The organism is Comamonas sp. FG99 (assembly GCF_057808605.1).
In genome coordinates, this window is the sequence record NZ_JBMDII010000030.1 from 22159 (window position 1) to 42141 (window position 19983).

Annotated in this window: 20 protein-coding genes; 10 read left to right on the top strand and 10 right to left on the bottom strand. The window is 69.3% G+C overall.

Features of this window, described 5'->3' with window-relative positions; translation table 11 throughout:
• The first annotated feature begins 4 nt into the window (after window positions 1–4).
• The 6 genes from ACODRX_RS18695 (at window position 5) to dapA (ending at window position 5494) form a co-directional block, all read left to right on the top strand.
• Window positions 5–1096, top strand: coding sequence for an ABC transporter substrate-binding protein (locus ACODRX_RS18695; protein WP_488873044.1), 1092 nt, complete (start codon window positions 5–7; stop codon window positions 1094–1096).
• Window positions 1078–1527 carry a cupin domain-containing protein gene (locus tag ACODRX_RS18700; protein WP_488873045.1) on the top strand — a complete coding sequence of 150 codons (450 nt, stop codon included), beginning with the start codon at window positions 1078–1080 and terminating at the stop codon, window positions 1525–1527. The genes ACODRX_RS18695 and ACODRX_RS18700 overlap by 19 nt, the downstream gene beginning before the upstream one ends.
• Entirely contained in the window at window positions 1528–2316 is a 789-nt protein-coding gene (locus tag ACODRX_RS18705) for an ABC transporter permease (RefSeq protein ID WP_488873046.1), read from the top strand.
• Window positions 2313–3071 carry an ABC transporter ATP-binding protein gene (locus ACODRX_RS18710; RefSeq protein ID WP_488873047.1) on the top strand — a complete coding sequence of 253 codons (759 nt, stop codon included), beginning with the start codon at window positions 2313–2315 and terminating at the stop codon, window positions 3069–3071. The genes ACODRX_RS18705 and ACODRX_RS18710 overlap by 4 nt, the downstream gene beginning before the upstream one ends.
• Window positions 3065–4288, top strand: a complete 1224-nt coding sequence (locus tag ACODRX_RS18715; protein ID WP_488873048.1) for an NnrS family protein — start codon at window positions 3065–3067, stop codon at window positions 4286–4288. The genes ACODRX_RS18710 and ACODRX_RS18715 overlap by 7 nt, the downstream gene beginning before the upstream one ends.
• Window positions 4289–4582: 294 nt before the next feature.
• Window positions 4583–5494, top strand: coding sequence for a 4-hydroxy-tetrahydrodipicolinate synthase (gene dapA, locus ACODRX_RS18720; RefSeq protein ID WP_488873049.1), 912 nt, complete (start codon window positions 4583–4585; stop codon window positions 5492–5494).
• A gap of 72 nt (window positions 5495–5566) precedes the next feature.
• Here the strand turns inward: dapA and moaD are convergent, their stop codons facing one another.
• From moaD to ACODRX_RS18760, 8 genes are all read right to left on the bottom strand, one after another.
• Window positions 5567–5827 (bottom strand): molybdopterin converting factor subunit 1, encoded by a 261-nt coding sequence (moaD, locus tag ACODRX_RS18725; RefSeq protein WP_488873050.1) that lies wholly within the window; start codon window positions 5825–5827, stop codon window positions 5567–5569.
• Window positions 5824–7056 (bottom strand): molybdopterin molybdotransferase MoeA, encoded by a 1233-nt coding sequence (locus tag ACODRX_RS18730; protein ID WP_488873051.1) that lies wholly within the window; start codon window positions 7054–7056, stop codon window positions 5824–5826. Before ACODRX_RS18730 ends, moaD begins: the two co-directional genes overlap by 4 nt.
• Window positions 7057–7065: 9 nt before the next feature.
• Entirely contained in the window at window positions 7066–7596 is a 531-nt protein-coding gene (gene mobB, locus ACODRX_RS18735) for a molybdopterin-guanine dinucleotide biosynthesis protein B (protein ID WP_488873052.1), read from the bottom strand.
• 67 nt (window positions 7597–7663) lie between these two features.
• Window positions 7664–9091 carry a threonine synthase gene (gene thrC, locus ACODRX_RS18740; protein ID WP_488873053.1) on the bottom strand — a complete coding sequence of 476 codons (1428 nt, stop codon included), beginning with the start codon at window positions 9089–9091 and terminating at the stop codon, window positions 7664–7666.
• Window positions 9092–9098: 7 nt separating this feature from the next.
• Window positions 9099–9527 carry a type II toxin-antitoxin system VapC family toxin gene (locus ACODRX_RS18745; RefSeq protein ID WP_488873054.1) on the bottom strand — a complete coding sequence of 143 codons (429 nt, stop codon included), beginning with the start codon at window positions 9525–9527 and terminating at the stop codon, window positions 9099–9101.
• A gap of 5 nt (window positions 9528–9532) precedes the next feature.
• On the bottom strand, window positions 9533–9796 hold the full coding sequence (locus ACODRX_RS18750) for a type II toxin-antitoxin system prevent-host-death family antitoxin (RefSeq protein ID WP_488873055.1): 264 nt from the start codon (window positions 9794–9796) through the stop codon (window positions 9533–9535).
• Window positions 9797–9842: 46 nt separating this feature from the next.
• On the bottom strand, window positions 9843–11177 hold the full coding sequence (locus ACODRX_RS18755; protein WP_488873056.1) for a homoserine dehydrogenase: 1335 nt from the start codon (window positions 11175–11177) through the stop codon (window positions 9843–9845).
• A 70-nt stretch (window positions 11178–11247) separates the two neighbouring features.
• Entirely contained in the window at window positions 11248–12486 is a 1239-nt protein-coding gene (locus ACODRX_RS18760) for a pyridoxal phosphate-dependent aminotransferase (RefSeq protein WP_488873057.1), read from the bottom strand.
• 104 nt (window positions 12487–12590) lie between these two features.
• Here ACODRX_RS18760 and ACODRX_RS18765 point away from each other — a divergent pair, with 104 nt between their 5' ends.
• The 3 genes from ACODRX_RS18765 (at window position 12591) to ACODRX_RS18775 (ending at window position 15591) form a co-directional block, all read left to right on the top strand.
• Entirely contained in the window at window positions 12591–12968 is a 378-nt protein-coding gene (locus ACODRX_RS18765) for an Mth938-like domain-containing protein (RefSeq protein ID WP_488873058.1), read from the top strand.
• 153 nt (window positions 12969–13121) lie between these two features.
• Window positions 13122–13610, top strand: a complete 489-nt coding sequence (locus ACODRX_RS18770) for a peroxiredoxin (protein ID WP_488873059.1) — start codon at window positions 13122–13124, stop codon at window positions 13608–13610.
• A gap of 259 nt (window positions 13611–13869) precedes the next feature.
• Window positions 13870–15591: a PhoH family protein gene (locus ACODRX_RS18775; protein ID WP_488873060.1), complete on the top strand. Its 1722-nt coding sequence runs from the start codon at window positions 13870–13872 to the stop codon at window positions 15589–15591.
• Between the two features lie 74 nt (window positions 15592–15665).
• Here ACODRX_RS18775 and ACODRX_RS18780 read toward each other — a convergent pair whose 3' ends face one another.
• Together ACODRX_RS18780 and amaB are read right to left on the bottom strand one after the other, a co-directional pair.
• Window positions 15666–17372: a thiamine pyrophosphate-binding protein gene (locus tag ACODRX_RS18780; RefSeq protein ID WP_488873061.1), complete on the bottom strand. Its 1707-nt coding sequence runs from the start codon at window positions 17370–17372 to the stop codon at window positions 15666–15668.
• A gap of 15 nt (window positions 17373–17387) precedes the next feature.
• Complete coding sequence (gene amaB / locus ACODRX_RS18785) at window positions 17388–18929, bottom strand: L-piperidine-6-carboxylate dehydrogenase (protein ID WP_488873062.1); 1542 nt, start codon at window positions 18927–18929, stop codon at window positions 17388–17390.
• A gap of 118 nt (window positions 18930–19047) precedes the next feature.
• Between amaB and ACODRX_RS18790 the strand changes: the two genes are divergently transcribed.
• Window positions 19048–19962, top strand: a complete 915-nt coding sequence (locus ACODRX_RS18790) for a LysR substrate-binding domain-containing protein (protein WP_488873063.1) — start codon at window positions 19048–19050, stop codon at window positions 19960–19962.
• Window positions 19963–19983 lie beyond the last annotated feature (21 nt).

Here is a 19983-nt window from a genome sequence, read left to right on the forward strand (position 1 = left end):
AGACATGCAAACCCCCACCCCGCTTGCGCATCGCCGGGCAGTGATCCGCGCCCTGGGCGCCGGCATGGCCGCCGCCGCCCTACCGGCGGCGCACGGCGCCATGCCCTTGCCACGCCTCGTGCTCGCCGGCCCGCCCGCCATCGTCTCGGCGCCCTTGATCCACATGGCCGAGACGCAGGCGCTGGCCGGTATTGCCGGGCGCACCGAATTTGCCTCCTGGCGCGATCCCGACCAGCTGCGCGCGCTGGCCCTGGGCCGCAAGGCCGATGTGCTGGCCATGCCGAGCAACGTGGCTGCCAACCTCTACAACCGCGGCGCCGGCCTCACGCTGCTCAACATCGCCACCTGGGGTGCGCTGTGGATCGTCAGCCGCGACGGCATGCGCCGCACGCTGGCCGACTTTCGCGGCGAAGAGATCGCCGTGCCTTTCCGCGGCGACATGCCCGATCTGATGCTGCAGCTGCTCGCCGCCCAGCAGGGCCTGGACGCGCGGCGCGACTTCCGGCTGCGCTACCTGCCCACCCCGATGGAGGCGATGCAGCTGCTCGTCACACGCCGGGTGCGCCATGCGCTGCTGTCCGAGCCCGCGGTGTCGATGGCGCTGCGCAAGACGCAGTCGCTGCCCGTCGGCTTCATCGCACCGCAACTGCACCGCGGTGCCGACCTGCAGCAGGAATGGGGCCGCGTCTTCCAGCGCGCGCCGCGCATCCCGCAGGCCGGCATCGCCGCCGTGGGCCCCGTGCGCGAGCAGCCCACGGCGCTCGCCGCGGTGGCCGAGGCCTATGCCCGCTCCAGCGCCTGGTGCCGCGCCAACCCGCAGGAGTGCGGCCGCATGGTGGCCGCGCGCATCGAGCTGCTGAGCCCCGAGGCGGTGGCCGATGCCATCGCCGCCAGCCAGCTCGAAGCCGTGCCGGCGCAGCAGGCCCGCGCCGACATCGATTTCTTCTTTCAGCAGCTGCTCAGGCGCGATGCCGCGCTGCTTGGCGGCCGGCTGCCCGACTCCGGCTTCTTCCACTCCCCCATCCCCCAGGCGGCGCCCGCGCGCAGCCATGGCGGGCTCAACCTGCAAGGACTGCCATGCTCCATACTCACCTGAACTTTCGCCTGATCCAGCTCTGCGCCGCCACCGCCCTGCTCACCATCCCGCCCGGCGCCACGGCGCAGGCCGCCGGCGCGGCCTTCACCCTCACGCCGCAGCAGCTCTCCTGGCAGGACGGCAAGACCACGCAGCGCCTGGACCTGCATGCCGACCCCGCCTACCGCGTCGTCACGCGGCGCGTGCGCATCGCGCCCGGCACCGACCTGCCGCCGCATGGGCATGCCAGCGGCTACCGCATCGTCACCGTGGTCAGCGGCACGCTGCTGCTGGGCTTCGGCGACCGCTTCGACGAGGCAGCGCTCAAGCCCCTGCCGCCGGGCAGCGTGTTCTCCGAGCCCGCGGGCCACCAGCATTTCGCGCGCACCCAGGCCGAGCCGGTGGTGCTGCAGCTCACCGAGATAGCCGCGCCAGCCCGGGGAGCGCAGTAAATGCGGCTGGCCTGGCGCCTGCTGCGCGGCATGCCGGCCTACCTCTGGAGCGGCTGGGGCGCGGCCGCGAGCCTGCTGCTGGCGGCGCTGTGGGAGCTGGGCGCGGGCTTCTACGGCCCGCTGATCCTGCCCGGCCCGCTGGCCACCTTCGCCACGCTGCGCGGCCTGCTGGCATCGGGCGCCGCCTGGCCCGAGCTGGCGACGACAGCGCGGCGCGCGCTCGGCGGCCTGCTGCTCGCGGGCGGCGCGGGCAGCGCGCTCGGCCTGCTCGCGGGCCTGTCGATGACCGCCTCGATGCTCGCCCGCCCCTGGGTCACGCTGCTGCTGGGCATGCCGCCCATCGCCTGGCTGGTGCTGGCCATGCTGTGGTTCGGCGCGGGCGACGGCACCCCCGTGTTCACCGTGTTCGTGGCCTGCCTGCCGGTGGTCTTCATCGGCGCGCTGCAGGGCACGCGCACGCTGGACCACCACCTCAGGGACGTGGCGCGCGCCTACCGCCTGCCCTGGCGCATGCGCCTTGCAGACCTGTACCTGCCGCATGTGGCGGCCTACCTGTTCCCGGCCTGGATCACCGCGCTCGGCTCGTCATGGAAGGTGGCGGTGATGGCCGAGCTGCTGGCCACCAGCGACGGCGTGGGCGCGGCGCTGGCGGTGACGCGCTCGCAGCTGGACACGAGCGCATCGCTGGCCTGGATCTGCGCGGTGGTGGGCAGCCTGCTGGTGCTCGAATACGCGCTGCTGGAGCCCATCAAGCGCGAGCTGGAGCGCTGGCGCGGGGCTGGCGCATGAATGCGCCGCCTGTATCGCTGCGGGTGCGCGGCCTGCACCACGCCTACGGCCCCACGCCGGTGCTCGCGGGCATCGACCTTGAGCTGCCCACCGGCCGCATGGTGGCACTGCTCGGGCCATCCGGCTGCGGCAAGACCACGCTGCTGCACCTGTGCGCCGGCTTGCTCGCACCCAGGCAGGGCAGCATCGAGCAGCCGCTCTCGCCGGCCGCGGTGATGTTCCAGCAGCCGCGCCTGCTGCCCTGGATGAGCACGCTGGACAATATTGCGCTGGGCCTGAAGGCGCAGAGCCTGGGCCGCGCCGAACGCCATCGCCGCGCCACCGGGACGGCGCTGGCGCTGGGCCTGCCCCAGGCGGCGCTCGCGCAGTTCCCGGCCGAGCTTTCGGGCGGCATGCAAAGCCGCGCCGCGCTGGCCCGGGCCCTGGCGCTCGAGCCCGCGCTGCTGCTGATGGACGAGCCTTTCGCCGCCCTCGACGTAGGCCTGCGCAGCCAGCTGCAGCATCTGCTGCTCGTGCGCCAGGCCGAGCGGCCCATGGCCGTGCTGCTCATCACCCACGACCCGATGGAAGCCATGCGCCTGGCCGACACCGTGCTGGTGATGGCCGCCGCGCCCGGGCGCATCGTGGCGCGCTATGAGCCGCCGGGCGCTGCGCTGGCGCGCAGCGAAGCGCTGGTGTTGCGCTGCGCGGCCGAGCTGCTACAGCAACCGCCGGTGCGCGCGGCCTTCGGCCTGCCCGAGGCAGCCCCATGCTGAGCCCTGCGCGCCCGCGCGAGCCGCACCCCGTATGGACCTGTGGCATGCGGCCCTTTTTCCTGCTCGCGCTGGCCTCGGCCATCGTGCTGCCGGCGCTGTGGGGCGCCATGCTGGGCGCGGGCCTCGCGCCGCCGCCGGTAGCGGGCGGGCCGGTGGTGTGGCATGCGCACGAGCTGATCTTCGGCTTCGCCCTGGCGGCGGTGGCGGGTTTCGCGCTCACCGCGGTGCCGGAGTTCACCGGCTGCGCAGGCGCCACGCCCGCGCAGCTGCGAGCGCTCACAGGCCTGTGGCTGCTGGGGCGGCTGGGCTTTTGGGGCTCGGCCGTCAGCGGCAGCGCGGGCCTGTGGCTCGCCGCGGCCGCGCACACCGGCCTGCTGCTGGGCCTGGCCGCGCTGCTGGCGCGGCCGCTGTGGGCCCCGGCCGGCCGGCGCCACATGGCGTTCTGGTGGGGGCTGCTCGCACTGGCCACCAGTGTCGCGGGCTTCTATGCCGACGCGCTGCGCGGCCTACCGCCCCTGCGCTGGCTGCATGTGGCACTGGGGGTGCTGATGCTGCTCATCGTGGCGGCCATGAGCCGCATCTCGATGCGCATCGTCAACCGCGCCATCGATCAGCTGCCGCCCGGCGCCGCGCCCCATGTCGAGCCCTATGTCGCGCGCCCGCCGCGACGCCACCTGGCGGCGCTGTGCATCGCGCTGTACACCCTGGCCGAGTTCGCCCAGCCGGGCAGCCACCTCGCCGGCTGGCTGGCGCTGGCCGCCTGCGCCGCGGTCTTGCACCTGATGGGCGATTGGCATGTGGGCCGCGCGCTGCTGCAGCGCTGGCCGCTGATGCTCTATGCGGCATATGCCTGCATGGCGCTGGGCTACGGCCTGCTCGGCTGGTCGCAGCTCGGGGGCCCTGCCGGCCCGGGTGCCGGGCGGCACCTGCTGGCCATGGGCGCCATGGGCCTGGCCATCTTCGCAGTGATCGCCATTGCCGCACGCGCGCATTGCGGCCTGCCGCCCGATCAGGGGCCATGGCTGCCCGCGGCCGCCATGCTCCTGCTGGCCGCCGCTGCGCTGCGCGCCGCCGCGGCCTGGGCCGGCGGCACGGCCTGGCTGGTGGCGGCCAGCCTGTGCTGGTGCCTGGCCTTTGCGCTGCTGCTGTGGCGCATCGGCCCGCCCATGTGGCGCGCACGCACCGATGGACGCAGCGGCTGCTATGGACCGGCATAGCAGGCCGGCCTGATGGCATGCGTCCAGCGGCGCCTTGCGCTATACTGCCGCGCATGCTTTCGCCCGCTCTCCACCGCCAGCAGCCCTGCGCCACCCGCGCAGCAGCAGCGTGCGCGGCGGCAGCCAAAGCCAAAAAATCCCAGCTCGTCTGACCGGAGCTGCGGTTCCGTCCAGATGAGCGACGGAATCCGGCAGCCGGCAAGCACAGACCTTCCCCCTTTTCTTTCTCGCAGCCCTGTCTCCGCGCCCGTCCTGGCTGGATCGGTCGGTCATCACTGTGTTTGAAGGAAAACCATGTCTGTTGCGACTCTTTCTGATTTCTCCGGCCTGTGGATACCGCTGGTCACGCCCTTCGGCGCCGACGGTGCCATCGACCATGCGGCACTGCAATCGCTGGTGGCCCGGCTGGCCGGCAGCGGCATCGCCGGCATCGTGGCCTGCGGCACCACCGGCGAGGCCGCGGCGCTGTCCGACGCCGAGCAGGACGAGGTGCTCGATGCCGTGCTGCAAACGGCGCGGTCGGCCGCGCCCGGGCTGCAGGTGGCGATGGGACTGTCGGGCTACCACCTGGGCCATGTGCTGGAGCGCGTGCGCAGCTGGAAGACGCGCGCGCTGGCCGGCGTGCTGGTGGCGCCGCCGCACTACATCCGCCCCTGCCAGCAGGGGCTGCGGCAGTGGTTCGAGGCGATTGCCGAGGCCAGCGCCCATCCGCTGATCGTCTACGACATTCCCTACCGCAGCGCCACCACGCTAGAGCTGGCCACGCTGCTGGCGCTGGCCGGGCACCCGAACATCCGCGCCATCAAGGACTGCGGCGGCGATGCCGCCAAGACCCAGGCCCTGATCGCCGACGGCCGACTGCAGGTGCTGGCCGGCGAAGACGCGCACATCCTCGCCACGCTGGCGCTGGGCGGCCACGGCGCCATCGCCGCCAGCGCGCACTGGCAGCCGCAGGGCTTCGTCGCCATGATGCAGCGCGTGGCCGCCGGCGACCTGCCCGGCGCCCGCCGCCTGTGGCAGACGCTGCGGCCAGTGGCCGAAGCCTGTTTTGCCGAACCCAACCCGGCGCCGATCAAGGCCCTGCTGGCCGCGCAGGGCCTGATGCAGCCGCAGCTGCGCGCACCGATGCAGGCCGCAAGCCAGGCCTGCGCCGTGCACATCGCCGCACTGGCGGCGGCGCAGGAGCGAGGGCTTGCCCATAGATGACTATGCGCTGCGCCGCGCTTCGCGCATCCATCCGCATGGCGGGGTCAGCGCGCGGGGGGGATTGATGGAGGCTCAGCCGCCGGTGACCGGCGGGAAGAACGCGACCTCGGCCCGGTCGGCCAGGGCCGTGTCTTCGCTGCACAGGGCCTGGTCCAGCGCCACGCGCACCGCCTTGCCGCGCGCCAGCGCGTCGGCATAGGCGCCGCCGCGGGCGATCAGCTCGTCGCGCAGCGCGCCCAGCGTGGCGGCCTGGGTGGCCAGCGCCTCACTGCCGGTGCCCAGCGCCTCGCGGATCGAGGCGAAATAGCGCACGGTGATGTTTGCCGTCGTCATGCCAGCAGCTCCGCAAATGGAATGAAGCGCACCGTATCGCCGCAGCGTATCGCGGTACCGCCGGGGTTGTCGATCAGGCCGTCGCCCCAGACCACCGAGGTCAGCACGCCGGAGCTCTGGTTCGGATAAAGGTCGAGCCCATCGCCGGCATTGCGGCGCACGCGCAGGAACTCCTGACGCTTGTCGGGCCGCGCCCATTCGAAATCGGCACGCATCGCCACGCGCGGCGCCTCCAGCCGCGCCGCGCCTTGCAGCCGCAGCACGAACGGGCGCACCAGCAGCAAGAAGGTGACGAAGCTCGATACCGGATTGCCCGGCAGCCCGATGAAGTGCGCCTTGCCCACGCTGCCGTAGGCAAACGGCTTGCCGGGCTTGATGGCCAGCTGCCACAGGTGCAGCTGGCCCAGCGCCTGCACCGCGGGCTTGATATGGTCTTCCTCGCCCACCGATACGCCGCCGCTGGTCAGCACCAGATCGAAGCCGGCCCCCGCCTCGCGCAGCGCCGCCACGGTGGCCTCGCGCGAATCGGGCACATTGCCCATGTCATGCACTTCGCAGCCCAGGCGCACCAGCAGCGTGCGCAGGAAAAAGCGGTTGCTGTTGTAGATGCTGCCGGGGCGCATGTGCTGCGGCGCCACCTCGCCGGGCATGATGAGCTCGTCGCCGGTGGACAGCAGGGCCACCCGGGGTCGGCGCGCCACCAGCAGCTGCGCGCGGCCCACGCTGGCCGCCTGGCCCAGCTCGGCCGGCGTGAGGCGGGTGCCGGCGGCCAGGATCTCGGCGCCGCGGCTGATGTCCTCGCCCGAGCGGCGCACATTCTGGCCCGCGGCCACGGCGGCATTGAAGGCCACCGAACCATCGGGCCGGGCCGTGGTGTCTTCCTGCATCACCACCGCATCGGCACCGGGCGGGATGGGCGCGCCGGTGAAAATGCGCGCCGCCGTGCCCGCGGCCAGCGGCTGGCCGTTGTCGCCGGCGGCAATGCGCTGGCTCACCGGCAGCGCCACGCCGAGATGCGCGATGTCGCTGCTGCGCACCGCATAGCCGTCCATGGCGCTGTTGTCCTGCGGCGGCACCTGCATCTCGGCGCGGATGGATTCGGCCAGCACGCGGCCGTCGGCCTCGTGGGTGGGCAGCTGCTCGGGCTGCGCCAGCGGCACGGCATAGGCCAGCAGCTCTTCCCAGGCCTGCTGCAGCGGCTTCAGCGGTGGGCGGGTAGGGTTCGACATATCTTCCTTTCAGGCGACATCGGGCGGGGTGTAGGCAAATGCGTCGGCCCGCTCCAGCAGCCAGCGCAGCACGGCCTGCGGGTCGTCAATGGGCAGCAGCGGCAGGGAAACCGCCAGATCGAGATCCGTCACCACGGCCTGCACGCCCGCATCCTGCGGGTACAGCGCCGGGCGGTCATGCGACAGTGCCGCACCGCGCCGGATCTCCAGCTTGGGCAGGTCGCTATGCTTGAAGCCCTCGACCAGCACCCAGTTCACCGACGCATCGAGCTGCGCGACCAGCTGGTGCACCTCGGGCTCGCGCGGGGCCTGGTTCTCGCGCATCAGCACGGTACGCATGTCGGATGCGGCCAGCACCTCCAGCGCTCCGGCCTCGCGGTGGCGCCAGGTGTCCTTGCCGGGGGTATCGATATCGAAGCGGTGGTGCGTGTGCTTGATGACCGACACCCGCAGCCCCCGCTGGCGCAGCAGCGGAATCAGCCGCTCGATCAGGGTGGTTTTGCCGCTGCCCGAATAGCCCGCAAAGCACACCACATGCATGTCTCGCTCCCTTATTGAGAGCTGCCAGCACTTGACTGGCAAGCGCTACAGCCGTTTTTACTTCAAATCAATCGCAGTGCGCGGCAATGTACTGCTTGACCTGCTGCACATCGGCAGGCAGCACGGTCACGCGCTTGGGCAGCGATTCTATGCCTTCGAACTGGACCGGGCGATCGGGCGCGCGGCCCAGCGCCTCTTCGATGGTTTCGGCGAACTTGATGGGCAGCGCGGTCTCCAGCACGATCATCGGCACGCCGGGCTTGAGGTGCTCGCGCGCCACCTTCACGCCGTCGGCGGTGTGGGTGTCGATCATCTGGCCGAAACGCTGGTAGGTGTCCTTGATGGTGGCCAGGCGGTCGGCATGGCTGCTCTTGCCGCTGGCAAAGCCGTAGCGCGCGGCGGCATCCTTGAATGCCGGGTCCTGGCTCAGGTCGAACAGCCCTTGGCGGCCCACGCCGTTGGCGAACAAATCGTTGGTGCGGGCGGCATCGCGGCCCACCAGGTCGAACACGAAGCGCTCGAAATTGCTAGCCTTGGAGATGTCCATCGACGGACTGGAGGTTTCGTAGGTATGGGCCGCGCCGCGCACGCGGTACACGCCGGTGCGGAAGAACTCATCGAGCACGTCGTTCTCGTTGGTGGCCACGATCAGCTGGTCGATCGGCAGCCCCATCTGGCGCGCCACATGGCCGGCGCAGATGTTGCCGAAGTTGCCGCTGGGCACGGTGAAGCTGACCTTCTCGGCATCGGTCTTCGTGGCCTGCAGGTAGCCCGCGAAGTAGTAGACGACCTGGGCCAGCAGGCGGGCCCAGTTGATCGAGTTGACGGTGCCGATCTTGTACTTGGCCTTGAAGGCATGGTCGTTGGAGACGGCCTTGACGATGTCCTGGCAGTCGTCGAACACGCCTTCGATCGCCAGGTTGTGGATGTTCTCGTCTTGCAGGCTGAACATCTGGGCCTGCTGGAACGGGCTCATGCGGCCGTGCGGGCTGGTCATGAACACGCGCACGCCCTGCTTGCCGCGCATGGCGTACTCGGCGGCGCTGCCGGTGTCGCCGCTGGTGGCGCCCAGGATGTTGAGCTGCTCGCCGCGGCGCCCCAGCTCGTACTCGAACAGGTTGCCCAGCAGCTGCATGGCCATGTCCTTGAAGGCCAGCGTGGGGCCGTTGGACAGCGCCTCGACCAGCAGGCCGCCTTCGAGCTGGCGCACCGGGGTGATCGCCTCGGTGCCGAAGACTGCCCGGGTATAGGTCTTGGCGCAGATCGCGCGCAGCTCGGCAGCCGGGATATCGTCGATGTACAGCGACAGGATCTCGAAGGCCAGCGCCGCATAGCCCTGGCTGGCATAGATGCCGCGCAGCTCGCCCAGGCGGGCCGCGCCGATCCGCGGATAGCTCTCGGGCAGGTACAGGCCGCCATCGGGGGCCAGGCCTTCGAGCAGGATGTCACAGAAGCGCTTGCGGTCGGGGTGGCCGCGGGTGGAGAGGTAGTTCATGGTTTTCTCATGCCTTGGGCACATCGGCCCAGGGGTTGGCGAGCGTGAGGCCCGTGTCTTCAAAATGGCGGATGTTGCGGGTAAGCAAGGGAAGCCCGTGTGTCACGGCAGTCGCAGCGATCAGCAGATCCAGATCGGCTTGCGGGCGACCCACGGCCTGGCAGAATGCGCGCAAACGGCTCCAAGTGCGCCAGACTGCCTCGTCGGTTGGCAAGATCCTGCCTTCAAAGTCGCTGCAAAGCTGATCGAACCACAGTTGCAGGCGGTTGCGTCTGCTGCCCTGCGCCAGCCGCTCCAAGCCGAACTGAATTTCCCCTATCGTCACCGCACACAGAAGGCATTCACCGCTGTGAGAGCGCAGCCACTGCTGCACCGCCGCGCTGGGCGCCGGCTTGGTCAGCTCTGAAACGACGCAGGTGTCCAGCAGCCAAGCCATGGCGCTCACTCGCCCAAGGGGCCGAGTGGCTTGATGCTGCCGCGCTCAATTAGCTCGGCAAAGCCATCGACCTTGGGTGCGCTGAGCAGGAACTCGACAAAGCCATCATCGGCGCGCGGCGCCGCGTCAGCCTTTTCAGGCACCACCGCCACCACGCGCACCACCGGCTTGCCGTGGCGCGTGACGGTTTGCGGCCCTTCGTGAAGGGCCTTGTCGATGACTTCGCCGAAGCGGCTCTTCGCTTCCTGGACTTGCCAGACTGCGGACATGGCGGCCTCCGTTTTCAGGAAATTCTGACCATAATTTTAGCCAGAGTCAGCTCAGCCCTTCCTTGCGGATGCGGGTGATCGGCGCCAGCACCGAGGGCAGGCCCTGGATCTGCGCCAGCGCGGCGTCCATCTCGCCTTCGCGGGTATCGTGGGTGAGGATGATCAGGTCGGTCTGCGCCGAGCCTTCGCCGCCGACATCGCCGGCCTCGCGCTGCAGCAGGGCATCGATGCTGATGCCGGCACCCGCCAGGATGCCGGTGACCTTGGCCAGCACGCCGGCCTCGTCGGCCACGCGCAGGCGCAGGTAGTAGCTGGTGACGATCTCGGACATCGGCAGAATCGGCAGCTCGCCCGCTGCCTCGGCCAGCGTGCTGGACTGGAAGGCCAGCGGCGGCACATGGTGCGCCTCGTCGGCGCCCTGCAGGCGGGCGATGTCCACCAGGTCGGCGATCACCGCGCTGGCGGTGGGCTCGGAGCCCGCGCCCTTGCCGTAGTACAGCGTGGTGCCCACGGCATCGCCATGCACCACCACCGCGTTCATCGCGCCTTCCACGTTGGCGATCAGGCGCTTGGCCGGCACCAGCGAGGGGTGCACGCGCAACTCGATGCCCTTGTCGCCGCGCTTGGCGATGCCCAGCAGCTTGATGCGGTAGCCCAGCTGCTCGGCATAGCGGATGTCGGCCGCCGCCAGGCGGGTGATGCCTTCCACATAGGCCTTGTCGAACTGCACCGGAATGCCGAAGGCGATGGCGCTGATCAGCGTGGCCTTGTGCGCGGCATCCACGCCCTCGATGTCGAAGGTGGGGTCGGCCTCGGCATAGCCCAGGCGCTGCGCCTCCTTGAGCACCACCTCGAAGTCCAGGCCCTTGTCGCGCATCTCGGACAGGATGAAGTTGGTCGTGCCGTTGATGATGCCGGCCACCCACTGGATGCGGTTGGCGGTCAGGCCCTCGCGCAGCGCCTTGATGATCGGGATGCCACCGGCCACGGCCGCCTCGTAGGCCACGATCACGCCCTTGGCGGCGGCGGCCTTGAAGATCTCGGTGCCGTGCACCGCCAGCAGCGCCTTGTTGGCGGTCACCACGTGCTTGCCGGCGGCGATCGCCTCCAGCACCAGCTGCTTGGCGATGCCGTAGCCGCCGATCAGCTCGATCACCACATCGATGTCGGGGTTGGCGATCAGCGCGCGCGCATCGTTCACCACCTGCACCGTGTCGCCGACCACGGCGCGGGCGCGGGCCTCGTCCAGGTCAGCCACCATGGTGACGGCAATGTCGCGGCCCGCGCGGCGACGGATCTCGTCGTGGTTGCGACGCAGCACGTTGAAAACGCCGCTGCCTACCGTACCGATGCCCAACAGGCCGACTTGGAGGGATTTCATATCAGATTACCAGTCAAACAAGGCTTTAGCGCCCTACCCATGGGCGCCATCAGCTATTAAAAAACAAGTATCAGGCCACGGCCTTGCTGGCGTGGCGCTGCCGGTAGTTGGCCAGGAAGCCGGCCAGGCGGTTGATGGCCTCGCGCAGATCGTCCTCGTGCGGCAGGAACACGATGCGGAAATGCTGGTTGTCCGGGAAGTTGAAGCCCGAGCCCTGCACCAGCATCACCCGCGTGGCGCGCAGCACTTCCATGAAAAACTGGCGGTCGTCGGCGATCGGGTACATGTCCGGGTCGAGCCGCGGGAACATGTACAGCGCCGCCTGCGGCTTGACACAGCTGACGCCCGGGATCTTGGTGATCAGCTCGTAGGCCAGGTCGCGCTGGCGGCGCAGGCGCCCGCCTTCCTTGACCAGGTCGTTGATGCTCTGGTAGCCGCCCAGCGCGGTCTGGATGGCCCATTGGCCCGGCACGTTGGAGCCGAGCTTGAGGTTGGCCAGCATGTTCAGGCCCTCGATGTAGTCGCGCGCCCGCGCCTTGTCGCCCGACACCACCATCCAGCCGGCGCGAAAGCCACAGGAGCGGTAGGCCTTGGACAGCGAGTTGAAGGTGAGCGTCAGCACATCGGTGGACAGCGAGGCCATCGCGGTGTGCTTCACGCCTTCGTACAGCACCTTGTCGTACACCTCGTCCACCAGCAGCACCAGCTCGTGCTCGCGCGCCAGCTGCACGATGCCGCGCAGCAGCTCGTCGCTGTACAGCGCGCCGGTGGGGTTGTTGGGGTTGATCACCACGATGCCGCGGGTGCGCGGCGTGATCTTGGCGCGCATGTCGGCCAGATCGGGCATCCAGCCATTGGCCTCGTCGCACACGTAGTGCACCGGCACGCCGCCCGAGAGGCTGGTGGCCGCGGTCCACAGCGGATAGTCCGGCGAGGGCAGCAGCAGCTCGTCGCCATCGTTGAGCAGCGCGTTGGTGGCCATCACGATCAGCTCGCTGGCGCCGTTGCCCAGGTAGATGTCCTCCAGCGTCACGCCGGCAATGCCCTGCTGCTGGGTGTAGTGCATCACCGCCTTGCGCGCGGCGAAGATGCCCTTGCTGTCCGAATAGCCGGCGGAATCGGGCAGGTTGCGGGCCATGTCCTGCACCACCTCTTCCGGCGGATCGAAGCCGAAGGGCGCCATGTTGCCGATGTTCAGCTTGATGATCTTCTGCCCCTCGTCCTCCATCTGCTTGGCCGCGTCCACGATGGGGCCCCGGACATCGTAGAGAACGTTGCTCAGCTTGGCAGACTTGTGGATCGACTTCATGGCGGGAACCAGTGTTTCAAAATGGGTGAAACCTATAATTTGACCACAGTTCCCGCGCGGCCCCATGAAAGCGCCCGCATTCACCGCCAAGCGCCCTCAAAGACATGAAGTTCCAACCCGACAAATCCGACACCAAGACCATCACCGCCTACGGCCCAGGCTGGATCGCGGTCGACCAGGAGAAGTTCACGCACAGCATCGTGCTCAGCTCGCTCGGCGAGCTGCGCGACTGGAATTGCAGCCGTTTCGAAGCGTTGGGGCCGGAGCATTTCGCGCTGCTGACCGAATTCGGCGTGGAGACCGTGATCTTCGGCAGCGGCCAGCGGCTGCGCTTTCCGCCGCCGGCCTGGCTGGCGCCGCTGATGGGCCGGCGCCTGGGCCTGGAGACCATGGACACGCAGGCGGCCTGCCGCACCTACAACATCCTGGCCGGCGAGGGCCGCAAGGTGCTGCTGGCTGCATTACTCGAGACCGCCCTATAACCCCTACGCCATAGTTTTGACATATCAGGGGGGTTAGATAAATATCGCGTTTCGCGCTAAAATAGCGGTCTGCGGTCGAAGGCCCTCATAACAATAACATATTCCCCATCTCCTTCGGCCTGTTCACGACCATTCTGGAGCAAATGAAGCGCTATGGCAGTTGTTGTCAACAAAACCCTCCCCGAATTCGAGGCTCAGGCGACCGGAGGTGTGAAAGTCTCCAACCTGTCCCACCAGGGACAAATCGTGGTGCTCTACTTCTACCCGAAGGACAACACCCCGGGCTGCACGACCGAGGCCATGCAGTTTCGTGACAAGTATGCCGACTTCGTCAAGGCGGGCGCCGCCGTGTTCGGCGTCTCGCGCGACAACATGAAGTCGCACGACGACTTCAAGGCCAAGCTTGAGCTGCCCTTCGAGCTGATCGCCGACACCGAGGAAAAGATGTGCCACATGTTCGGCGTGGTCAAGAACAAGATCATGTACGGCAAGAAGGTCAAGGGCATCGAGCGCAGCACCTTCCTGGTCAGCCCCGAAGGCATCCTGGAGCAGGAGTGGCGCGGCCTCAAGGTGCCGGGCCACGTCGAGGACGTGCTCAAGGCCGTCAAGGCCATGAAGGCCGCGCAGAAGAAGGCCGCATAAGCCTGGCCGCGCCCTCGCCGGCCCACCCCAAGGCGCGCTTCGGCGCGCTTTTGTTTTGGTGACCGGCATATGGCAATCCGATGACATTCCGGCGACCTGGAGTGTGCATAATGAAACCATGCGATTGAGCGTGGCGAGCATGTGTTTCCAGCAAAAACCAAGGCTATCTTGCGGGCAGGATAGCCTTTTGTGTTGCTGGGCTCCCGTGCCGCCGCAGCTCCATCCGATGTCTTCCCTACCGAAGTAAAGGCCCGAATTCATGCCCTTGCCTCCCGCCCCCACCAAGCGCGCCGCCCGCCTGTCTCCGGCCGGCTACGACAAGGCCGCTGCCAAGGCCAAGGCCGCCAACCTGGCCAAAGTGCTGGACTCCAGCGACGAAGGCGTGGCCGAGGTACCGCCCGCGGCGGCCAGCGTGGCCGCCGCGCCCACCCCTGCCGCCAAGGCCCCGGTGGCCAAGGCCGCCGCCCCCAGGAACAGCACCCGCCCGCGCGCCAAGGCCGCGGCGCCGCAACCGCAGCCGCCGTCCACCCTGCAGGCCACTTCGGCCAGCGCACCCGCCAAGGCTCCCAAGGCCGGGGGCCATGCCACCGTGCCCAAGCTGTTTGTGCTCGACACCAATGTGCTGCTGCATGACCCGACCAGCCTGTTCCGCTTCGAGGAGCACGACATCTTCCTGCCGATGATCGTGCTTGAGGAGCTGGACGCCCACAAGAAGGGCATGACCGAGGTGGCCCGCAATGGCCGCCAGGCCAGCCGCACGCTGGACGCGCTGGTCGCCACGCAGGCCTCGGCGGCGCTGGACCAGGGCATACGCCTTGATGCCACCGGCCAGCGCGGCGCCACCGGACACCTGTTCTTCCAGACCGAGCCGCTGAGCTACGAGCTGCCGGGCAGCCTGCCGCAGGGCAAGGCCGACAACCAGATCCTCGGCGTGGTCGATGCGCTGCGCACGCGCTATCCGACGCGCCAGGTGGTGCTGGTGTCCAAGGACATCAACATGCGCGTCAAGGCGCGCGCGCTGGGCCTGGAGGCCGAGGACTACCAGAACGACAAGACCCTGGAAGACGGCGACATGCTGTACGGCGGCATGCTGGCGCTGCCGCCCGACTTCTGGAGCAAGGTGGGCAAGAAGGTGGAGAGCTGGCAGTCCGGCCCCGCCACGCGCTACCGGCTGAGCGGCCCGTTCACGCAAGACCTGCACATCAACCAGTTCGTCTACTACGAGGCGCCAGGCGAGAACAGCCTGCATGCGCGCGTGATCGAGATCCGCGACAAGACCGCGGTGCTGGAGACGCTCAAGGACTACGGCCACCAGAAGAACAATGTCTGGGGCGTCACGGCACGCAACCGCGAGCAGAACTTCGCGCTCAACCTGCTGATGGACCCGGACGTGGACTTCGTCACGCTGGCCGGCACCGCCGGCACCGGCAAGACGCTGATGGCGCTGGCCGCCGGCCTGACCCAGGTGCTGGACGAGCGCCGCTACACCGAGATCATCATGACCCGCGCCACCGTGAGCGTGGGCGAGGACATCGGCTTTCTGCCCGGCACCGAGGAAGAGAAGATGGGCCCGTGGATGGGCGCGCTCGACGACAACCTCGAATTCCTGGCCAAGGGCGACGGCGGCAATGCCGGCGAGTGGGGCCGCGCCGCGACCAACGAGCTGATCCGCAGCCGCATCAAGATCAAGAGCATGAACTTCATGCGCGGCCGCACCTTCTTGAACAAGTACGTCATCATCGACGAGGCGCAGAACCTGACGCCCAAGCAGATGAAGACCTTGATCACCCGCGCCGGCCCCGGCTCCAAGATCATCTGCATGGGCAACCTGGCGCAGATCGACACACCCTACCTGACCGAAGGCTCCTCGGGCCTGACCTATGTGGTGGACCGCTTCAAGGGCTGGCCGCACAGCGGCCACGTCACGCTGGCGCGCGGCGAACGCTCGCGCCTGGCCGACTTTGCCAGCGAAGTGCTGTAAACCAGAAACTCCTAAAACAATAGCTACCAGCGCTTACTACATAAGCGCTGGCAGCTTTTTTTATTTGAAATTCGTCAAGCACCCGTGCCGCGGATCTGGTCCAGGCTGCGCGCGGGCGTGATCGCCTGCGGGTCGAGCTTGCAGTGCAGCAGCACCGGCAGCCGGTGCTCGGCGGCCCAGGCGCGCAGCGCTGCCAGCGCGGGGGCAAAGTCCTCGGTCCGCGCCACCAGCGCGCCCTTGCCGCCGAAGGCGTTGGCATAGGCCACGAAGTCTGGGTTGTGCAGCTCGGTGCCGCTCACGCGGTTGGGGTAGTCGCGCTCCTGGTGCATGCGGATGGTGCCGTACATGCCGTTGTCGATCAGCACCACGATCACCGGCAGCCGGTATTGCACCGCGGTGGCGAACTCCTGGCCGTGCATCAGGAAGTCGCCGTCGCCGGCAAAGCAGACAAAGGTCTGCTGCGGCCGCAGGCGCTGCCCGCCCACCGCCGCCGGAAAGCCATAGCCCATGCTGCCGCTGGTGGGCGCGAGCTGCGTGCCATAGTGCGTGAACGGCCAGAAGCGGTGCACCCAGGTGGCGAAGTTGCCCGCGCCGTTGCAAAACACCGCATCCGCCGGCAGCACCTCGCGCAGGTGCTGCATCACCGCGCCCATTTGCAGCGCGCCCGGCACCCGGATCGGCGCCGGATCGCTCCAGGCCAGGTAGTCATCATGCGCCGCCTTCGGCCCGGCCTGGCGGGTCGCGGAAGGCGCCGGCACATCGGCCTGTGTCACCGCCTGCGCCAGCGCGGCGCAGAACGCATCGGGCGCGGCCACCACGGCCTGCTCGGCCTGGTAGACGCGGCCCAGCTCGTCCGGGTCGGGGTGCACATGGATCAGTGGCTGCTTCGGCGTGGGAATGTCCAGCAGGGTATAGCCCTGCGACGGCACCTCGGACAGGCGCCCGCCCAGCAGCAGCACCAGGTCGGCATTGCGGATGCGCTCGGCCAGCCTGGGGTTGATGCCCAGGCCCACGTCGCCCGCATAGCAGGGGTGGTTGGCCGGGAACAGCATCTGCCGGCGGAACGAACAAGCCACCGGCACGCCCAGCCGCTCGGCCGCGGCCGCCAGGTCGGCCTGGGCCTGCGCGCTCCAGCGCGAGCCGCCGGCGATGATGATGGGCCGCTCGGCCGCGGCCAGCCGCTGCACCACCTGCCGCACATCGGCCGGCGCCGGGGCGGCGCTGGCGGGCTGGTAGGGGCGCGCATCGGCCACGCCTGAGGTTTCGCGCAGCATGTCTTCGGGCAGCGCGATCACCACCGGGCCGGGGCGGCCGCTGGTGGCCACCGCAAAGGCGCGGGCGATGATCTCGGGCACGCGGCGCACGTCGTCGATCTCGGTCGCCCACTTGACCATGGGGCCGAACACCGCGCGGTAGTTCAGCTCCTGGAAGGCCTCGCGGTCGCGCGCGGCGCGCTCGATCTGGCCCACGAACAGAATCATCGGCGTCGAATCCTGCATGGCAATGTGCAGGCCCGCCGACGCATTGGTCGCCCCCGGACCGCGGGTGACGAAGCAGATGCCGGGCCGCCCCGTGAGCTTGCCCTGGGCCTCGGCCATCATGCAGGCGCCGCCCTCCTGGCGGCAGACGGTCACCTCGATGGGCGCGTCGTGCAGCGCATCGAGCACCGCCAGAAAGCTCTCGCCCGGCACGGTGAAGAGCTGCTGCACGCCGTGCAAGCGCAGCTGGTCCACCACCAGCTGGCCGCCGCTGCGGGCCTGGTTGTTAGCGGATTCCGTCATCGCCTTGTCTCCCTGTCAAACGTCGAAGCGCACGCCTTGCGCCAGCGGCAGCGCGCCGCTGTAATTGATGGTGTTGGTCGCGCGGCGCATATAGCCCTTCCACGCGTCGGAGCCGGACTCGCGCCCGCCCCCGGTTTCCTTCTCGCCGCCGAAGGCGCCGCCGATCTCCGCGCCCGAGGTGCCGATATTGACATTGGCGATGCCGCAATCGCTGCCCGCAGGCGACATGAAGCGCTCCGCATCCGACAGGCTGGCGGTGAAGATGGCCGACGACAGCCCCTGCGGCACCGCGTTCTGCAGCGCGATGGCCTCGTCGACACCACCGTTGTGGCCGCCATAGCGCAACACGTAGAGGATGGGCGCGAAGGTCTCGTGCGCCACCACCGGCGTCTGGCCCGGCATCTGCACCAGCGCCGGGCGCACATACCAGGCATCGGCGCCCAGCGCCTCGCGCACGCGCTCGCCGCCCAGCACCGTGCCGCCCTCGGCGCGCGCCTGGGCCAGCGCCTGCTGCATGGCCTCGAAGGCGGCGCGGTCGATCAGCGGGCCCACCAGCGTGCCTTCGGCCAGCGGATCGCCGATGGCGATGCTCTGGTAAATCTTTTCCAGCCGTGCCAGCAGCGCATCGGCCACCGAGGCATGCACGATCAGCCGGCGCAGCGTGGTGCAGCGCTGGCCGGCCGTGCCCACCGCCGCGAAGGTGATGGCGCGCGCGGCCAGCTCCAGGTCGGCCGTGGGAGTGACGATCATCGCATTGTTGCCGCCCAGCTCCAGGATAGAGCGGCCGAAGCGCTCGGCCACCTTGACCGCCACCTGCCGCCCCATGCGGCTTGAGCCGGTGGCGCTGAGCACCGCGACCTGCGGGCTGGCGGCCAGCGCCTCGCCCACGCCGCGCCCGCCGATCAAGAGCTGGCTCAGTCCCTCGGGCACGGTGCCGGGCCGCTCGGCATTGAAGGCCGCGATCGCCTGCTGCAGCAGGTGCTGGCAGGCGATCGCGGTGAGCGGCGTTTTCTCGGACGGCTTCCAGGCGATGGCATTGCCGCACACCAGCGCCAGCGCCGCATTCCACGACCACACCGCCACCGGGAAATTGAAGGCCGAGATGATGCCCACCACGCCCATCGGGTGCCAGGTCTCCATCATGCGGTGGCCGGGGCGCTCGCTGGCGATCGTCAGCCCATGCAGCTGGCGCGACAGGCCGAGCGCGAAGTCGCAGATGTCGATCATCTCCTGCACCTCGCCCAGGCCCTCGGAGGCAATCTTGCCGGCCTCCAGCGACACCAGCGCGCCCAGCGCGGCCTTGTGGCGGCGCAGCTGCTCGCCCAGGCGGCGCACCAGCTCGCCGCGCACCGGCGCCGGCACGCCGCGCCAGGCCAGAAAGGCCTGCTGCGCGCGCTGGATGGCGGCCTGGGCCTCGTCCACCGTGTGCGCGCGCACGGTGGCGAGCACCGTGCCGTCGCGCGGCGCGCGGCTGGGCCAGTCCTGCCCTTCGTAGCCGCCCAGCTTCAGGGCCAAGGCATCCAATACCTGCTGCAAACGTGCACGGGAGTCCGACATTGCTCTTTCCTCAGCTTTCCCCAGAATGGCTGCGGCTATGCTATGCGATGGAATCCGAACCGCAAAATACCAAGATTGCGCAATATGGTGACTTTTACGAACATCCCCACGGCGACCCATGCGTAACGCCATCCCCGGTATCGGCCTGCTGCAGGCCTTCGAGGCCTCGGCGCGGCACGGCAGCTTCTCGCGCGCGGCCGACGAACTGGCGCTCACCGCCAGCGCGGTCAGCCGCCATGTGGCGGCGCTGGAAGAGCGCCTGGGCGTGCCGCTGTTCATACGCCACAAGCGCCGCGTGCAGCTCACCGATGCGGGCAAGCGCTATGCACAGCGCGTGCGCCTGCACCTGAACGGCCTGGAGCGCGACACGCAGGAGATCGCCAACAGCCGCTGCCAGGGCTACGCGCTGCACCTGGCGGTGGTCTCCAGCTTTGCCACGCAGTGGCTGATCCCGCGCCTGCCGGGCTTTGCCGAGCGGCACCCCGATATCCAGCTGCACCTGTCGGTGCGCTCCGACCCGTTCGCGCTGGAGCAGAGCCAGTTCGATGCCGCGATCTTCGCCGGCGACCGCCTGTGGCCCCACACCCGGGGCCGGCGCATTGCGCAGGACGGCGAGTGCATCCCCGTGTGCAGCGCCGCCTTTGCCAGGCGGCACGATCTCGGCGACGAAGCCAGCTGGGCCCAGCTGACCCACATCGGCCTGCAAAGCCGCCCCGACGCCTGGCGCGACTGGTACGCGCTGGCGGGCTGGAGCTATTCGGTGCCGGCCTCGCGCGGCCCGAGGTACGAGCTGTTCTCGATGGTGATCGCCGCCGCGGCCGCCGGGCTGGGCCTGGGGCTGGTGCCGCAGGCGCTGGTACAGAACGCGCTCGACGCGGGCCAGGTGGTGCGCGCCCACCGCCAGACCCTGCCCGGCACGCAAAGCTACTGGTTCGCCTACCCGCAGCACGGCGAGCCTTCGCAGGCGCTGCGCGCCTTCGAGGCCTGGATAGGCGAGCAGGGCCCGGCCGCCATGGCTTCAGCAAGGCCTTAAAAATAAGAGCTGCTAGCGCCC

Bases quoted from the DNA above. Each gene is read 5' to 3' on its own strand.
- ACODRX_RS18770 (WP_488873059.1), top strand. From the start codon at position 13,122: ATGGCAGTTGTTGTCAACAAAACCCTCCCCGAATTCGAGGCTCAGGCG.
- ACODRX_RS18745 (WP_488873054.1), bottom strand. From the start codon at position 9,527: ATGGCTTGGCTGCTGGACACCTGCGTCGTTTCAGAGCTGACCAAGCCG.
- ACODRX_RS18755 (WP_488873056.1), bottom strand. From the start codon at position 11,177: ATGAAATCCCTCCAAGTCGGCCTGTTGGGCATCGGTACGGTAGGCAGC.
- ACODRX_RS18700 (WP_488873045.1), top strand. From the start codon at position 1,078: ATGCTCCATACTCACCTGAACTTTCGCCTGATCCAGCTCTGCGCCGCC.
- mobB (WP_488873052.1), bottom strand. From the start codon at position 7,596: ATGCATGTGGTGTGCTTTGCGGGCTATTCGGGCAGCGGCAAAACCACC.
- thrC (WP_488873053.1), bottom strand. From the start codon at position 9,091: ATGAACTACCTCTCCACCCGCGGCCACCCCGACCGCAAGCGCTTCTGT.
- amaB (WP_488873062.1), bottom strand. From the start codon at position 18,929: ATGTCGGACTCCCGTGCACGTTTGCAGCAGGTATTGGATGCCTTGGCC.
- ACODRX_RS18710 (WP_488873047.1), top strand. From the start codon at position 2,313: ATGAATGCGCCGCCTGTATCGCTGCGGGTGCGCGGCCTGCACCACGCC.
- ACODRX_RS18695 (WP_488873044.1), top strand. From the start codon at position 5: ATGCAAACCCCCACCCCGCTTGCGCATCGCCGGGCAGTGATCCGCGCC.
- ACODRX_RS18790 (WP_488873063.1), top strand. From the start codon at position 19,048: ATGCGTAACGCCATCCCCGGTATCGGCCTGCTGCAGGCCTTCGAGGCC.
- dapA (WP_488873049.1), top strand. From the start codon at position 4,583: ATGTCTGTTGCGACTCTTTCTGATTTCTCCGGCCTGTGGATACCGCTG.
- ACODRX_RS18765 (WP_488873058.1), top strand. From the start codon at position 12,591: ATGAAGTTCCAACCCGACAAATCCGACACCAAGACCATCACCGCCTAC.
- ACODRX_RS18775 (WP_488873060.1), top strand. From the start codon at position 13,870: ATGCCCTTGCCTCCCGCCCCCACCAAGCGCGCCGCCCGCCTGTCTCCG.
- ACODRX_RS18760 (WP_488873057.1), bottom strand. From the start codon at position 12,486: ATGAAGTCGATCCACAAGTCTGCCAAGCTGAGCAACGTTCTCTACGAT.
- ACODRX_RS18715 (WP_488873048.1), top strand. From the start codon at position 3,065: ATGCTGAGCCCTGCGCGCCCGCGCGAGCCGCACCCCGTATGGACCTGT.
- ACODRX_RS18780 (WP_488873061.1), bottom strand. From the start codon at position 17,372: ATGACGGAATCCGCTAACAACCAGGCCCGCAGCGGCGGCCAGCTGGTG.
- ACODRX_RS18750 (WP_488873055.1), bottom strand. From the start codon at position 9,796: ATGTCCGCAGTCTGGCAAGTCCAGGAAGCGAAGAGCCGCTTCGGCGAA.
- moaD (WP_488873050.1), bottom strand. From the start codon at position 5,827: ATGACGACGGCAAACATCACCGTGCGCTATTTCGCCTCGATCCGCGAG.
- ACODRX_RS18730 (WP_488873051.1), bottom strand. From the start codon at position 7,056: ATGTCGAACCCTACCCGCCCACCGCTGAAGCCGCTGCAGCAGGCCTGG.
- ACODRX_RS18705 (WP_488873046.1), top strand. From the start codon at position 1,528: ATGCGGCTGGCCTGGCGCCTGCTGCGCGGCATGCCGGCCTACCTCTGG.